General features: G+C 33.6%; 15 protein-coding genes. 12 read left to right on the forward strand and 3 right to left on the reverse strand.

Going from position 1 to position 16,504, the window contains the following annotated elements; translation table 11 throughout:
• Positions 1-52: 52 nt before the first annotated feature.
• From OPR49_RS00155 to OPR49_RS00165, 3 genes are all read left to right on the forward strand, one after another.
• Positions 53-1,705 (forward strand): 30S ribosomal protein S1, encoded by a 1,653-nt coding sequence (locus OPR49_RS00155; RefSeq protein WP_265027082.1) that lies wholly within the window; start codon positions 53-55, stop codon positions 1,703-1,705.
• A gap of 29 nt (positions 1,706-1,734) precedes the next feature.
• On the forward strand, positions 1,735-2,013 hold the full coding sequence (locus OPR49_RS00160; protein WP_265027083.1) for an HU family DNA-binding protein: 279 nt from the start codon (positions 1,735-1,737) through the stop codon (positions 2,011-2,013).
• A gap of 72 nt (positions 2,014-2,085) precedes the next feature.
• Entirely contained in the window at positions 2,086-2,412 is a 327-nt protein-coding gene (locus OPR49_RS00165) for a cell division protein ZapA (RefSeq protein ID WP_265027084.1), read from the forward strand.
• Here the strand turns inward: OPR49_RS00165 and OPR49_RS00170 are convergent.
• Entirely contained in the window at positions 2,387-2,665 is a 279-nt protein-coding gene (locus tag OPR49_RS00170) for a succinate dehydrogenase assembly factor 2 (protein WP_265027085.1), read from the reverse strand. The genes OPR49_RS00165 and OPR49_RS00170 overlap by 26 nt on opposite strands.
• Positions 2,666-2,764: 99 nt before the next feature.
• Here OPR49_RS00170 and rseP point away from each other — a divergent pair, with 99 nt between their 5' ends.
• The 8 genes from rseP to surE all read left to right on the forward strand — a co-directional run bounded on the left by rseP (position 2,765) and on the right by surE (position 14,274).
• Positions 2,765-3,883 (forward strand): RIP metalloprotease RseP, encoded by a 1,119-nt coding sequence (rseP, locus tag OPR49_RS00175; protein ID WP_265027086.1) that lies wholly within the window; start codon positions 2,765-2,767, stop codon positions 3,881-3,883.
• Between the two features lie 7 nt (positions 3,884-3,890).
• Positions 3,891-6,227 carry an outer membrane protein assembly factor BamA gene (gene bamA, locus OPR49_RS00180; protein ID WP_265027087.1) on the forward strand — a complete coding sequence of 779 codons (2,337 nt, stop codon included), beginning with the start codon at positions 3,891-3,893 and terminating at the stop codon, positions 6,225-6,227.
• Positions 6,228-6,779: an OmpH family outer membrane protein gene (locus OPR49_RS00185; RefSeq protein ID WP_182365804.1), complete on the forward strand. Its 552-nt coding sequence runs from the start codon at positions 6,228-6,230 to the stop codon at positions 6,777-6,779.
• A 4-nt stretch (positions 6,780-6,783) separates the two neighbouring features.
• Positions 6,784-7,215: a 3-hydroxyacyl-ACP dehydratase FabZ gene (fabZ, locus tag OPR49_RS00190; protein ID WP_006279640.1), complete on the forward strand. Its 432-nt coding sequence runs from the start codon at positions 6,784-6,786 to the stop codon at positions 7,213-7,215.
• A 45-nt stretch (positions 7,216-7,260) separates the two neighbouring features.
• On the forward strand, positions 7,261-10,122 hold the full coding sequence (locus tag OPR49_RS00195) for an FAD-dependent oxidoreductase (protein ID WP_265027088.1): 2,862 nt from the start codon (positions 7,261-7,263) through the stop codon (positions 10,120-10,122).
• A 303-nt stretch (positions 10,123-10,425) separates the two neighbouring features.
• Positions 10,426-11,985, forward strand: a complete 1,560-nt coding sequence (locus OPR49_RS00200; RefSeq protein WP_265027090.1) for a proton-conducting transporter transmembrane domain-containing protein — start codon at positions 10,426-10,428, stop codon at positions 11,983-11,985.
• Positions 11,970-13,313 carry a signal recognition particle protein gene (ffh, locus tag OPR49_RS00205; protein ID WP_265027091.1) on the forward strand — a complete coding sequence of 448 codons (1,344 nt, stop codon included), beginning with the start codon at positions 11,970-11,972 and terminating at the stop codon, positions 13,311-13,313. The genes OPR49_RS00200 and ffh overlap by 16 nt, the downstream gene beginning before the upstream one ends.
• A gap of 208 nt (positions 13,314-13,521) precedes the next feature.
• Positions 13,522-14,274 (forward strand): 5'/3'-nucleotidase SurE, encoded by a 753-nt coding sequence (surE, locus tag OPR49_RS00210; RefSeq protein WP_265027092.1) that lies wholly within the window; start codon positions 13,522-13,524, stop codon positions 14,272-14,274.
• Between the two features lie 24 nt (positions 14,275-14,298).
• Here the strand turns inward: surE and hisS are convergent, their stop codons facing one another.
• Positions 14,299-15,522 carry a histidine--tRNA ligase gene (hisS, locus tag OPR49_RS00215; RefSeq protein ID WP_265027093.1) on the reverse strand — a complete coding sequence of 408 codons (1,224 nt, stop codon included), beginning with the start codon at positions 15,520-15,522 and terminating at the stop codon, positions 14,299-14,301.
• Positions 15,519-16,082 carry a NifU family protein gene (locus tag OPR49_RS00220; protein ID WP_265027094.1) on the reverse strand — a complete coding sequence of 188 codons (564 nt, stop codon included), beginning with the start codon at positions 16,080-16,082 and terminating at the stop codon, positions 15,519-15,521. Before OPR49_RS00220 ends, hisS begins: the two co-directional genes overlap by 4 nt.
• Positions 16,083-16,251: 169 nt before the next feature.
• On the opposite strand from OPR49_RS00220, the gene OPR49_RS00225 reads away from it, so the two are divergent.
• Positions 16,252-16,503, forward strand: coding sequence for a J domain-containing protein (locus OPR49_RS00225; protein ID WP_265027096.1), 252 nt, complete (start codon positions 16,252-16,254; stop codon positions 16,501-16,503).
• Position 16,504: the final 1 nt, after the last annotated feature.

Raw genomic sequence — 16,504 nt, forward strand, 5'->3', positions numbered from 1 at the left:
ATATTATATAATATATGAGTTCTAATAAAGTTTAAATTAAAGGTCACATTGCATGAATAATAATGATCCAGCCATAAATCTACCGATTACTATCAGAAAGCTATCATCAAACAAGTTTATAGAAGAGATATTTCAAGGTCAATTTGAGGATCAGGATAATGTCCTATTTGAGGATTCTTTTATTAATAAAATTAAAGAAGGAGATGTGGTAGAAGGTGTAATTACAAGAATAAACCCTAACGACGTTGTGGTTGATATTGGTTTAAAGTCTGATGGGAGAATTCTGATCAAGGAGCTCGGGTGTAATGATGAGGTTGTTATTGGTTCTAAAATTAAAGTTTATGTGGAAAGAATTGAAGATTATCATGGTAATGTTGTTCTTAGCCGTGAAAAAGCAATTAGGGACGAAAAATGGAATAAGTTGGAAGAATATACAGTTACAAAGGCTGAAGTAAGTGGAGTTATTAAACGCTCAATTAAATGTGGCTTTATTGTTGATCTTGGTGACGGAATAAGCGCTTTTTTACCGCTGAGTCATGTGGATTTGAAGCAAGTAAAAGATGCGAAGCACCTTATTGAAACTGAACAAAAGTTCATCGTGCTTAAAATGGATAAGAAGCAGGGCAATATTGTAGTATCAAGAAAGCTGGTGTTAGAAAAATTGCACGCTGGTGAAAAAATTAAATTTTTAGAATCTTTAAATGAAGGCGATATAATAGAAGGGAAAATAAAAAGTATCACTCATTACGGTGTATTTGTCGGTATTCATGAATCAGATGTAGTGGGAGTCATAGATGGATTGTTACATATTACAGATATCTCTTGGAGTAGGGTAAGTCATCCGTCTGCAGTTTTTATTTGTGGTCAGACTATAAAAGTTAAAATTATAAAAATAGACAAGGAAAATGCTAAAATTTCCTTGGGTGTGAAGCAGCTAGAAGATAGCCCTTGGCAAGATGCAGAGTCAAAATATCCAGTTGATAGTGTGCATAAGGGTTATGTAACAAGCATAGAAGATTATGGATTATTTGTTGAGCTTAGACCTGGAATTGAAGGTTTAGTGCACTCGTCAGAAATCACTTGGGTTAAGAGTAATTTACCAGTTAGTAGTCTCGTAACAAGGGGACAAGAAGTATATGTAAAAATTCTCAGTATTGACATTGCTAAGAGTAGGATGAGTTTAAGCATGAAAAGGTGTGTAGACAACCCTTGGCAAGTATTTATCAATAAATATCCTCCTGGTTCTATTGTTTCTGGTGAAGTGAAGAATAATACCGGCTCATATGTATCTGTTGCTTTCGGTGATTCTGAAATAGATGAGAACGTAGAAGGGACAATATATGTGAAAGATTTTAGTTGGTCTAAAAATGGTTCAGATGAGATAAAGAAGTATAATGTAGGTGATAAAATAGAAGCAAAAGTAATAAGGGCTAACGTGAATCGGGCAAGAATTTATCTTGGAATAAAACAAATAGAGTATGATCCTCTTGAAGAACTGATAAAGAAAGTTAAGGTAGGTGATAAAATACAGGTTATTGTAGGTAAGAGAGAAGATAATGGACTAGTCGTTGAAGTTGAGAACGATGTAACCCTTCTAATAGATCAAGAGCATTTACCAGAGAATAAAAAATTCTCTATATCAGAAAAAATAGAAGTTGAAGTATTGGGTGTTGAAGAATATAACATAGCATTATCTGCTAAGTGATAAGGTTTACTTATTTTGGCTTCATATAAATGGCAACAAAGTCTGATATAATAGCGAGGGTAGCAAAAAGACATCCTTTTTTAGATAAGATTGTTATAGCAGCTATAGTTAATAGATTTTTTGGGATACTTTCAAGCACATTGAAACATCATAATAGAGTTGAAATTAGGGGGTTTGGTTCTTTTTCAGTTAGAAGTTATAACTTGAAAGAAACAAGCCATTTAATGTTACAGAAGTTTACAAAGAATCAATACTTTAAAACATATTTTCGTAGCAGTAAAAAATTATCTGATTTGATAAATGAATAAAAATTTATACCATAAATAAGATGAAAGTAGGGGTTTGAGTTTATACTGTACGATAGAAATTTTTAGCACCATATGCAAGTAGTAGAAATAGTTATACGTAATAACACATATAAAATATCTTGCGAAAGTGGGAAGGGGAATCATTTATTACGCCTTGCTAATAGTTTTGACAAGTTAGTTAGTTCTGTATCTCAAAAAACTGGAGGTAAGGGTTCGGATGCATTAAATTTCTTACTTGCAGCACTAATTCTTGAGGATAAAATTTTAGAATTAACAAAGCGATTAGATGAAGTAAATCAAGAGCACGCAAAGTATAGAAACGAGAAAAGAATAGAATATACTGAGGTACTAGATAAGGTAAATAAGATTATCACTAATCTTGAGTGCATAAAGGATTAGCTTCAATAAAGCAAGCAATTAAATTGACTATCTGACTATTCAAGTCAGGAGGGAGGTTTGTCTTACGAGTTATGTAATAATATAATTCGTAATCATCAAGATCAACTATTTTTTCGTATTCGATTAGTTCGCTTAAGGAAAATTTATCAAGATATTTCAATGCGAAATGCCCTAAAAGTATATCGGTTTCTTTGCAACCCCTATGCCAGCTTCTATATATTAATTTTCTTCTGAGTAGTGAGGTATCTGTCATTACAATTAAACTTTTTTTAATTTAAAAGTTAAACTAAATACTTGTCAAGCGAGGCGCATTTTAATATACTTAACATTTTGTTAAGATCTAAATATACAGGTGGAATTAATTTCTAATCTTATCCATCAATTTAGCGATGGAATATATTATTTTTTATCATTTTCTTTAATAATTTCTGTCATAGTATTCGTGCATGAATATGGGCATTATGTTGTTGCCAAAGCATGCAAAGTTAAAGTTGAATCTTTTGCCATAGGTTTTGGTCCTGAAATTTTTGGTTTTAACGATAAGTCTGGAACTAGATGGAAATTAAGCGTTGTTCCATTGGGTGGTTATGTTAAAATGCTAGGGGACAACAATGCAGCAAGTGTCCCAGCTGATCAACAAAATTTAACCGAAGAAGAAAAGTTGTATTCATTTCATACAAAACCGCGGCATAAAAAAGCAGCAGTAGTTTTTGCAGGGCCTTTTGCAAACATGGTATTTGCTGTTATAGCTTTTACAATATTTTTTAGCATAGCAGGTTATTATCGCACTCCACCGGTGATTGAAAATGTAATCGAAGGTAGTGCAGCTAAGCAAGCTGGTTTGTTGCCAGGTGACACTATTACACAAATCAATGAGCATAAAATAAAATACTTTGAAGATATTTCGCGTGTGATAATGTCGAATCCTAAAACAAGAATGGAGATTGAGTATAGCAGAAATAATGAGAAGCACAGGACCAGTTTAACTCCATTAATAATCAAGGACAAAGACGTTTTTGGCAACACAATAGAAAGAGAAACTATAGGGATTATTTCAGTCAATACATTAAAGCAGTCGTCTTTTCTTGGGTCTGTGAGCTTATCAGTAAGTGAAACTTACCACACTATGTGCTTAACGATCAAAGCTCTCTTTCACATTATTGTTGGTAAAAGGAGTATCAATGAAATAGGTGGGCCAATAAAAATCGCAAAGTATTCAGGTCAATCAGCTAAAAAGGGGTTCGTTATGGTTGTGTATTTCATGGCAATTATTTCAGCTAATTTAGCTGCAATTAACTTGCTACCAATTCCGCTACTAGATGGTGGGCATTTATTTCACTATATTATAGAAGCAGTTATACGTCGAGATTTAAGTTTGAAATATCAAAAATATGCAGCTACTTTTGGTGCTTCCATATTGTTCTTGTTGATGGCAGTTGCAATCTCAAATGATATTAGGCATCTTTTTTAAGATACATATGAAAAAGCTATTCCACATACTAATAATAATTTTTATCTCTTTTCCTGCTCTACTTGTTGCTTTAGAAAATAAGGAAAAAACGCAGATAAAAGATATCAAATATATTGGTAATGAGCGTGTAAGCAATCAAACAATAGGTTTTTATATAAAATTGGAACCTGGTAATTATGTAAACGACGATGATATAGATTTGATTATAAAAGGTTTATATAAAACAAAGCTATTTGCTAGTGTTAATGCTTACATAGATGATAAAAAAAATTTGGTAATAAAAATTCAAGAAAATCCACTAATTAACAAGATAATATTAAAGGGTAATAAGTTATTTAATAGCAAAGAGTTACTAAATAATGTGATTCAGTCAAAATCGCTAACTATTTTCACTGAAACAAAATTGCAAAACGATTTAATGAATTTAATCACTACTTATAGAAATAACGGTAAGGTTGGCGTTAAAATTGAATATGAGTTGGAGAAGCTCGATAGTAATAGGGTCAATCTAATTTTCAAAATAAAAGAAGGCAAAACCTCTAAAATTAAGGATATAAGATTTATAGGCAATAAAAACTTTTCTGAAAATGAGCTAGAGCAAGTTATCAAAAGACATAGTAATGACATATTTAGTAAGTTATTTAGAGCCATGTTTAAGGGCGGAACTCGTTATTCACCACAATATTTATTGATTAAGACAGAATTGCTCGATCATTTTTATTCGTCTAAGGGATATATTCAAAATAATATTCAACCAATTGTTGAGGTTGATAATAACAATCAAACAGAGTTAACTTTTTTGATTGACGAAGGACAGCAGTATTTGTTTGGAAATAATGAGGTTAATATTGAAACTGAAATTCAGGATTTGAGCCTAAAAGAAGAAATATTGGATTTTATAACAGAGGAAAACGATAAGATATTTAATAGAGTTAAAATTAATAATACAGTAGAAAAAATAAACAAATATTTAAATGAAAAAGGATATATATTTGCAAAAGTTAATCCAGAGTATGCACAACGTGACAACGTTGTAGATGTAACCTACAGAGTGCTGCCGGGTAAAAAGATTTATATAAATCAAATTACAATTGATGGTAACGATCGCACTTTAGATAAAGTGATCAGAAGTAAGCTAAGTGTAGCAGAAGGTGATGCGTACAATATATCTGAGATTCAAAAGTCACGTAAAAAACTAATGAATAGTGATTTTTTTGAAACAGTGAAAGTAAATAGTTACGAAGTTAATGACAATGCAGTAAATCTTGACTTAAATGTTAAAGAAAAAAACACTACTTCGTTGTATTTGGGAGGCGGTGTGTCTCTTCCTGGTGGAGCATTGATTAAAATTGACCTCAAAGACCGTAATTTGTTTGGTACTGGAAAAGAGCTCTCTTTTGCTCTTGAAAAAAGTCAATACGTATTTTCTACTGATTTAGAGTTTGTTGAAAATAATTTTAACGATTCTGATACGTCACTAGGCATGGGTGCATTTTATGAAAAACAAGATAAACCAAACACTACTTTTGATAGTTGCGATATGGGATTTTTTACAAAGTTATCATATAAAGTCACAGAGAACTTAACTAATTCCCTTCGCTATTCTTATAAGTATAATCATATACGCATGGATAATAAGGGTGGACAAGACACCGATATCTCTGAAATAATACTGGACCGAAAAGGTGAACATCAGATTTCATCAGTGGGATACACGTTGGCATATAATAAACTGGATAATCTATATGCCCCAAAAGAAGGGTATTTACTGCGCTTAAGTCAGGATATTTCAGGATTGGGAGGAAACGTGAATTTCCTGAAATCTGAATTCTTATCTTTTTATACGCACCCTATATTAAGCAAAATTGACGATGATATAACGCTACGCTTTAAGATGGCAGCAGGTCATATTTTTTCTTATACCGATGAAGATCTAAACATTGGCCAGCACTTTTTTAAAGGGGGTAATGAGATTAGAGGGTTTGACCTTTCCGGTATTGGACCAAGAGCAGAAGACAAAAATAAAAGCTCACTAGGAGGCAAAACTTATTTTAATTTAACACAGCAAGTAGATTTCCCACTACCAAAACTATATGACTATGCTGGTATCAAAGGCTCATTATTTGTTGACTATGCGACACTTTTCGGCTTAGATGATAAAAATGGGAAATATAAAGATCCATATAATGATAGTAAGCTTATAAGAGTGTCACCAGGTTTTGGCTTTTCAATGCTTTCTCCTTTTGGTAGACTTAGATTGGATTTCGGGTTTCCTTTAGTAAAGGAATCTTATGATATAATACCATCACCAAATGTTAAATTTTCTATTGCAGCGGGGATTTGAATGAAATATATACAGTTATTTATATCAGTTATTGCCTTAATTATTTCCTTATTTGTGGGGTATAAGTTTGTAGGATATCAACCTCAGAACACAAAGGCTGCAATTATCGATAGTGACAAAGTCATCAATGAATCTCTTGCTCTGCAAAATATACAACAACAAATAAAGGAGCAGAATTCTAGATTACAACAAGAATTTGAAAGTGAGTTAGAAAAACTTAAGCCATCAAAAGAAGAATTTGAACTTTTGTCAGAAGAAGCAAAAAAAGAAAAGACAGAACAGTTTAATAAGCACACTGTAAATACTAGAGATAATTACGCTAAAAAAATGTTACATTTAGAAGAAAGCTATAGAGACGCAGTAGAGAGTGTTTTTAACAAGATAAAAGAAGTCGCTAAAAAAACGGCAGAAAAAAACAACATAGATTTGGTACTATTTATTTCAAAAAAGAACCAAGTTTTATACTCCATGGATGAAGTTGATTTATCAGATGTGGTATTAAACAATATAAACAAGGAAATACCTGAATTTGCTTTAAAAGGCATTGAGTAGGCTCATGCAATTTAATATCAGTGATATTATAAAAATATTACCCCATTCTTATCCGTTTCTCTTAGTAGATAGGGTTATAGAGTGTGATCCTGGTAAAAGTATAAAAGCAATCAAAAATGTGACTTTCAATGAGCCATTTTTTATTGGCCATTTCCCTGGTCATCCAATAATGCCAGGAGTCTTGATAATTGAATCTCTAGCTCAGGCATCTGCTATATGTGTTCTAGGTAAAGAAACAATAGAAAATAAAGTTGTTTACTTGAGATCCATTGAAAATGCAAAATTCAGAAAGCCAGTTACTCCAGGGGACACATTGATTCTTCAAGCTAACATTCAAAGTGTGTGTTTAGGTGTACACAAATTTAGGTGTATTGCATCTGTTAGCGAAGAAAAAGTTGCAGAAGCAACAATCTCAGCAGTATTGCAAAATAAATAAAATCTTCATCTGTAAGAAACAGCATGTACACTGTATAGTATAGCAATGAAGCTGAATTTCAACATCTCATTTTCTAATCTATATACTCGCAATGGATTAATAAAATTAGATGAGACATTTTTGAATTATATTAAATCATGTGATGAGAGCTTGTTTTGTTCATTAATTGAAGCAAGAGAAAAAGCAGCTTCTTCTTCGGTGTCATCCCAGTGTCACCCCCTGTCATCCCAGTGCTTGACACTGGGATCTAGAAAACAAGAAGGACGGTCAGCTACTTGGATGACAGATAGTCAGTTAATAATAGACCTCTCATATTTACTTGATGGATTTATTGCAAAACTTTTCAATATTGAAAAAGAAATAGAGGAGCTAAAGAAAAAGCACAACGACTTTGCTGTAATATATAAGTGCAAAAGATTATTTGTCCAACGCTATGCATTGAAGAAATACACTAATGTGGCGAATATAGATATTACTAACAAACTAAGTCATTTTCTCACTTTGCCAACAACAGAAAAAAATTTTGCCGAGCAGGTGATGCATTGGTTTGAAGATAAAGAAAATCACAAAGAAGAAATAGAACTTGCAGCACAATATGCAGTGTGGAGAGTAAAAAATAAACAGAGTATATTATTCAGTATTCATAAAAAAATCGACCACGAAAACCTCATACCATTTTCTAAAAAAGAAGTAGACAAAGTTGAAGTGCTGTATTCAAATGAAGTAAAAAGACGATATGGTTTTGATCTAACAAGCAAAAAGGTGAGTTTGAATAAAGCACTAGATAATGCTCACTACTGCATATTTTGTCATAAGCAAAGTAAGGATAGCTGCTCAAAGGGGCTAATTAATGATGACAATACTTTCAAAAAGTCTCCACTTAGAGTTGAACTGCACGGCTGCCCACTAGAGCAGAAAATATCAGAAATGAATCTGGTGAAAAGCGAAGGGTACAGCATAGCAAGTCTTGCAATTGTGATGATAGATAACCCGTTATGTGCAGCTACTGGACACAGAATATGCAATGACTGCATGAATTCGTGCATATATCAAAAACAAGAACCCGTAAATGTGCCAGCAATTGAAACAAGGATTCTGGATGATGTGCTCAGTTTACCGTACGGATTTGAAATATATTCTCTGCTCAGCCGTTGGAATCCTTTAAATTTTCAGCGTTCATTGCCAAGAGAAAACACCGGAAAAAACATTCTAATTGTAGGCCTTGGTCCTGCTGGTTTTAATTTAGCTCATCATTTGTTGAACGATGGGCATAACGTTATTGCCATTGATGGACTAAAGATTGAACCTTTGATCGATAATTTCCAGCTAATTAAAGATTTCAAACACGAAAAATTGAGTGAACGCGTGGCAGGAGGGTTTGGTGGGGTGGCAGAATATGGTATTACTTCTCGGTGGGATAAGAATTACTTAAAGATTATTAGATTACTGCTGGAAAGACGTGAGCATTTCGCACTTTATGGAGGCATTCGTTTTGGTGGCACGATTAATGTTGATGACGCGTTCAACTCGGGTTTTGATCACATCGCCCTAGCACTTGGCTCTGGTAAGCCACGAATGATCAAAATAAAAAACATACTAGCTCGAGGAGTGCGTATGGCATCTGACTTTCTTATGTCGTTACAACTGACTGGCGCTCTTAAATTTGATTCTATAGCAAATCTGCAAGTTCGTATGCCGATAGTTGTCATAGGGGCTGGGCTTACTGCGATTGACACTGCCACTGAAGCTTTAGCGTATTATCCAATTCAAGTAGAAAAATTTCTTCTTCGTTATGAGATATTAGTTGATAAGTATGGAAAGGACTATGTTGAAAAAGATTGGACAGAAGAAGAGCGCGAAATTGCGAATGAGTTTATATCGCACGCACAATTGATCCGAGAAAAGCAAAAGTTAGCAAAAAAAGAGAATAGAGAAATAAAAATATTAGAGTTGATGCAGAGTCTTGGGGGAGTGAAAGTTGTATATAGAAAAGAGCTAAAAGATTCACCAAGTTATCGATTAAATAGCGAAGAGGTGCAAAATGCATTATCAGAAGGGATTTACTTTATTGAAAACTTCGAGCCAGTTGAAGTTGTGACGGATAAATATAACCATGCTGAATTAATAAAACTAATAGACACAAAATCCGGCGAAATCAAACGTATAAAAGCACGTTCTATTTTTATAGCAGCAGGTACTGAGCCAAATACGGTTATTGCAACAGAAGATGAAAAGCATTTTAAATTAAGTAATGGGTATTTTGCTCAATTGAATTCATTGGGAAAAGAAATAGATCCAATATTTTCTCCAAAAATGCAAAATAAAGATAGAATATTAGTGTATAAGCAAGGCAATAAAACAATCAGCTTTTTTGGTGATCTTCACCCTTCGTATAGCGGTAGCGTCGTGAAAGCTATGGCAAGTACTAAGAACGGCTACCCTATTATTTCCCAGCTTTTGAATAGAGTTAATAGCTTCGTTTCTGTCATTCCAGTGTGTGATGTTGTGGGCCAGAAAAAAAATGCGTGGTCAAGTGTTGAAGACCTGGCTAATAAAGAATTCTTCAATAGAATCAAAGAGCAATTCACTGCAAAAGTCATAAAAGTTCAATATTTAACAGATAAAGTGATAGAAATAGTGATTAAAGCACCACTTGCCGCAAAAAATTTTAAGCCTGGGCAATTCTTTAGATTGCAAAATTTTGAAACCAATAGCAGAAAAGCCAATAATACAAACCTTGCTATGGAAGGTATAGCCGTAACCGGCACTGAAGTAGACAAAAAAAAAGGAATTATTTCCACTGTTGTGCTTGAAACTGGCGGCTCCACTAATTTATGCAGACACTTAAGAGAAGGTGAGCAAATAATTCTTATGGGTCCAACTGGCAGTCCTACTGAGGTTTACTAAGTCTGGATATTAAAATGATGCCAAATTTTATTTCAAAAAGTAAATAATTTACTAACGCTCGTGCACAAATTAAAAATAAATTATGCACGAGTGTAGCATTGTGAACTAAGAATGCTATATTAAAGCTTACCTCACTATTAAAGCTATCGGTCAGATTAGATTAAAAACCTAATCTGACCGGTTTCTCTATAACCCTCTAAACTCTGATATAATTATATGATAATTAGTTTAATTAGTGGTTAATATGCAAATTGATTTTATTCATATATTGAGATAGCATAAACCATATTGGTTTAAATTATTGTGCAATTTTATAAATCGTCACTGTTACTTCTACTGACTGTATTAATAGTTATAGTCCTAAAATTACCTGAAAATTTGAGCATTGCAGTAAATTGGTCTCTCCCAATTCTAGATTTTGATTTATCTTTTCGTACCATACTAATATCTTTTTTATCAGTTGCATTTTTAGCTGTTCTACCAGCACAAAATTTGACTTTTTCAGAGATGCTATCTTTTGCTGCTTACACTATTAGTTCACTTTATGCAGTTTTATCTGAACATATGATATTGGTTATAATATTCTGTGAATTAATGACCGTCAGTGCATTTTTTACTATCGCAGCTGGCTGTAGAGATAGTGAACCTGCAATAAGGTACGCTTGTGTACACTTTTTCGTTGGAGTTATATTAATAGCAGGATTGGCACTTCAAAGCACTAACCTGATAATTTTGGGTTTATTGATAAACTGCGCTTGTTTTCCTTTTTCATTTTGGGTTGTTGATGCATATCCTGCTGCATCGCTACATGGCACCACATATCTCTCTTTATTTACCACTAAAGTCTCTTTTTTAGTGATGCTTTTACACACTTATAACCTATGGCAAGATTGTACTGAAATATTAGCGCTTGTAGGCGCCATCACTGCAATTTACAGCATTATATTTGCTTCTCTTGAGCAAAATATTCGCAGATTTTTATGCTATAACGTTGTAGGACAAATGGGCTTGCTGATTATTGCAGGAAGTTTGCTCAGTCCTTCGGAAAAAGCAATACCAATTTTGATACTGCATATAATCTTCTCTCTTGTTTATCAATCATTATTGTTTGTGGTCAGTAATTCGATTATTTCACAAACAAAAACAATTAGTTTTAATGGAGTGGGTAAACTGATGTCAATGGAAGGCATGTGTGCTATAATCGCAATACTTACAATGGCTGCATTTCCTGGAACCGTTGGATTTATCAGTAAATCATATATCACAGCTGAAATTGAAATGAACATTGTTGCCTTAAAAGGGTATAAAAATTTATATAAGCTTCTAAATTTACTGCTTTATTTAAGCGTGGGGCTCAAGTTTCTTTACTACATATTTATTGCAAAAAGTAAGTCGAAACCTTTAGCAGAGAGGGGAGGCAAAATGACTATGATTATTTTAGCATCTATATGCGTAATTGCTGGCAACCCTTACTTACCTATTTACAATAAACCTTCGATTTTCGATTTTGTGTACAACACAAAAAATATTTTGTCGCAATTTAATTTGTTATTATGTACCACTTTATTGTTTATTCCTTTACGCAAGCTATTTTACCCGAGAATAAATTTTAAAATGGATGTTGATTGGATTTTTAGAGCTTTTATACCCTATATTATCTTGCTGTTCAATCAACTGATCTTTAAAGTGAGAGAAATGTCTGCCAATGTACTGCAAAACTTGACTAATTCACTTACTAGTTTATACTTTGATAATATTACTAAACTTAAGGAAGTGCTGGGTTATAACTCGGTGAGTTTTGTTTCAGCTTCTTCTCTCTTTTTAATGAGTATTCTACTAATGCTATTATGTTTAAGTCGTTAACCGAAAGTTTAAATTCTGTATTTAGTAAACTAAGAGGAAAGTCGATCATTTCTGAAGATGATTTTAATCTTGCCATGCGTGAAATACGCATAGCCTTAATTGAAGCTGACGTTTCACTTGAAGTTGCAAAAAAATTCATCAACGACATTAAAGATAAAGTGATTGGGGAAAAAGTCATAAAAAGTGTTTCTCCAGCACAAATGATAATTAAAATTGTGCAGGATAATTTAGTTGCAGTTCTCGGATCAGAGAAAAGTGACTTAAATCTAGCAGTTAAACCCCCTGCTGTGATTATGATGGTGGGCTTACAAGGTGCAGGTAAAACAACCACCTCAGGAAAGCTTGCTTTAAAGCTAAAAAAGCAAAAGAAAAAAGTGATGCTTGCCTCTTTAGACATCTATAGGCCGGCTGCCCAGAAACAACTTGAGGTGCTGGGTAAACAAATAGACGTACAAACTTTATCTATAGTAATAAATGAGGGGCCTATTGCAATTACAAAAAGGGCACTGGCAGCAGCAAAGAACGACAGTTATGATGTATTAATACTAGACACCGCAGGCAGGCTTCATATTGACAATAATATGATGAATGAGTTGAAAGCCGTAAAGGAAATAGCTTCACCTGCAGAAGTTATTTTAGTAGCCGACGCAATGATAGGCCAGGATGCGGTCAACATTGCCAAATCATTCAATGAGGTAATAGGTGTAACCGGCATTATTCTTACCCGTGTTGATGGTGATGCACGTGGTGGTGCTGCTCTTTCTATGAAAATGATCGCCGATTGTCCAATTAAATTTATTGCTTGTGGTGAAAAATTAAGTGACCTCGATGATTTTTATCCCGATAGAATTGCAAAAAGGATACTTAGCATGGGTGATGTTGTATCATTGGTTGAAAAAGCTGCTGAGATTGTTAGTCAGGAAGAATTTGATAAGTTACAAAAGAAAGTAAAAAAGGGTAAATTCGACCTAAACGACCTAGTGGGAATGTTAAAAACTCTGAATAAAATGGATGGCATTAGCAACATAATGAAATTCCTTCCTAGTTTACTCACAAAAAAGCTAAGTAGCAGTGTGCCAGACGACAATAAAGTGAAAAAATATATAGCCATCATAAACTCAATGACCGAAAAAGAAAGGCAAAATCCAGATATTTTAAATGGCAAAAGAAGACTTAGAATTTCTAAGGGGTCCGGAACAAGTGTAACTGACGTTAATCTTCTGATTAAGCAGTATAATCAAATGAGCTCTATGGTAAATAAGTTCAGTAAAGTTGACCATAGTAAACTCAAAGAATCTGATTTGATGGATATGCTAAGCAGAAAGTAAGTGACCTTACCTTTAGCTATATCAAAAGCCGGCTTAGGTCTCGCAAAAAGATTTACAGCTTCCCTGTTTGCACTCCTAACCTTTTCTTATTGATTAACAGCAGGTTCTTTGTTACAGTTCATAGTTATGTAAAGAAACTTAAAGCCTCATGAGTTTATTTACAGCCAGTGATTTACATAATTTGGAACTGTATAGCTGAGTATTGTATATGATAATATTAATAACAAACGATGATGGTTTTGGAAGTGAAGGAATAAAATTACTCAAAGAGGTTGCACGGAATTTTGCGTCAGAAATATGGATAGTGGCACCAGATACTGATAGAAGCGGAGCTGCAAGATCTCTTGATTATCCAGTGAAACAATCTATTGGAATAAACCAACATAGTGAAAGGGAATTTAGTGTGTCTGGTACTCCTGCAGATTGTGTCATTATTGCGCTAAATAAAGTTATGAATAAAAAACCAGACTTAATATTGTCCGGAGTCAATATTGGATCAAATGTCGGGGACGATATTTGTTATTCAGGAACAATTGGTGCTGTAATGGAAGGTGCTGCAAGGTCTATACCTTCTATTGCGCTGAGCCAAGTTTATCATGATAAAATAGACTGGCACAATACAAAGGTTTTTGCACCAAAGGTTATTGCCAAGCTAGTTAAGGTTGGTTGGCCTAAAAACATAGTGATGAGTGTAAATTTTCCTGCTACGGAAAAAGTAAAAGGAGTAGAATTTGCTGAACAAGGTGAATATAACATTGATGGGGATTTAACTTTTACTGAAAATTCGAATGGCTCTTTTAGCTTAAATTGGTCTCGAGAGCACTCAGGCAGTGGTAGTGTAAATAAAATAAAAGAAGGATTTATTACTATTACACCAATAAAATTAGATTTTACAGATTATGATACATTGAATGCTATGAAAAATTCTTGTGCAGACGAATTTTCTTCTATAGCTGACTGAGAAAAACATTTGCATTGCTCCTAATTAGATGTTTTCTATTGTGTTATCGCGAGCAATTATTTTTTCTTCACCTGTATCCATATTTTTTACTTTAACAGTATTGTTGTTTAACTCATCATTCCCAAAGATCAATACAATTTTAGCATTTGCTTGACTTGCTTTCTTCATGCGATTTTTAACTGTCCCACTGTGTTCGTAACTTACATATAAACTATTTCTGCGCAATTCATTTGCAAGTGTTAAAGCATGTTTTTCAGCCTCTCTACCGATTGGAATTAGGTAAATAGGTCGCTCTTCTTTCGGAGAATAATTGATTAACTCCATTATGCGTTCAATACCTCCTGCAAATCCTATCGCTGGAGTGTGTTTTCCACCCACTGAAGATACTAGATTATCGTATCTTCCACCGGCAAAAACTGCCCCTTGTGCACCTAAATCCTCTGTAACAAATTCAAACACTGTGTGGCAATAATAATCCAAACCTCGAACTAGTTTATTGTTTACGGTATAAGGTATATCAAGAATTGTTAATCCATTTAGTATTTGTTCAAAGAAATCTGAGGACTCTTTCGTATAATAATTGCTGATTTTAGGCGCATCAGAAATTATTGATTTATCTTTCTCATCCTTGGAATCCAGTATTCTGAGTGGATTTTTGATCAACCTATTTTTGCTATCTTCTGATAGATCATTTTGATACTTTGTAAAGTATAAGATCAAAGCTTCTCTATATTTAGTTATTGTTTCACCATCACCTAAAGAGTTGATTTCCAGCTTTACATTTTTATTGATGCCAAATTCAGTTAGTAAGTGCTGAGTGAGTGATATCAATTCAATATCAGCTTTTGGATCTTCTATGCCAAAAACCTCAAAATTTATCTGATGAAATTGCCTTTGTCTTCCCTTTTGCGGTCTTTCGTAACGAAATGCAGGCCCTGTTGAAAATAATTTTATCGGCGTTTGCAGTTTTTTTTCAATTAATAGCCTGACAATCGCTGCAGTGAACTCAGGACGTAAAGTTATGCTCTTTCCCCCTTTATCATTGAAGCTATACATCTCTTTAGTGATAATATCTGAGCTATCACCTAAGGTTTTTGTAAAAACCTCCGTGTACTCAAATATTGGAGTTTGGGCGGGCAAAAAGCCATATAGATTTGAGATTCTATTTGCTGTTTGCTGAATGTATTTAAACTTATACCACTCATCAAATAGAAGGTCTTTCGTTCCTCTAACTGTTTGATTAGTCATAGTGTGGTCTCTATACCTGCAACCTCTGGTATGTGGTAGCTCAGCATATTCTGCACTCCTTGCTTTAAAGTAATTGCAGCACTTGGGCACCCAGAGCAAGCTCCTTGTAATTCAACATAAACTATCCCGTCTTTATAGCCACGAAATTTGATATCGCCACCATCTTGAGCAACTGCAGGTTTGATATAACTTTCCATCAATTCTTTTATTCTATTTACAATTTCTATATCACTTTCATCAAAAAATTCCTTATCTGGATCATTCACTCCTTCTTTATCTAGTGCTTTTCCACCTGAAGTAAAGTGATCCATAATTGTAGTTAAAATTTCCACTTTTAATATATCCCAATTAATCCCACCAGATTTTGTCACTGAAATAAAATCATGGCCAAAAAACACTCTTACCACATGTTCTATTTGAAAAAGATTTGCTGCTAGTTTAGAATTTTTTATCTCATTTGCATTTGAAAAATCAGCCGTTTCTCCTTCGTTTAAAATTTCAAATCCAGGAAGGAATTTTAGCGTATTTGGGTTTGGTGTTTCTTCAATCTGGATGAACATGTTATTTACCATGACGATTATAATTGTTACTATTTAATCATAAAATGATAAAAAAATATACATGTCATTCATCTTTTTCCTTTTTTTGATATTCATAGTAGTTACATTTGTCTTGCCTAGCGTTGTTGTATTTTTTCTTTTCCTGACAAAAAAAAATAACATAAGTTTCATGATGAACTCTATATTGAGTAAGTTTTTGAATGAATTTAATAGCAGTAGAAGTTGTACTGAAAATTACACTGGTGATAACATGTCCAAAGATGAAGCATTAAAGATACTAGGGCTGAATCCTGAGGCAAGTCAAAATGAAATCAATAAAGCATATCAAAATTTAATGAAGTTAGTTCACCCAGATAAGGGAGGCTCGGAATATTTTGCACAAAAGTTAAACGCGGCACGTGATAGGTTGCTGAAAAAATGAT

It is taken from the genome of Wolbachia endosymbiont (group A) of Bombylius major (assembly GCF_947251895.1).
Classification (GTDB): Bacteria; Pseudomonadota; Alphaproteobacteria; order Rickettsiales; family Anaplasmataceae; genus Wolbachia; species Wolbachia pipientis.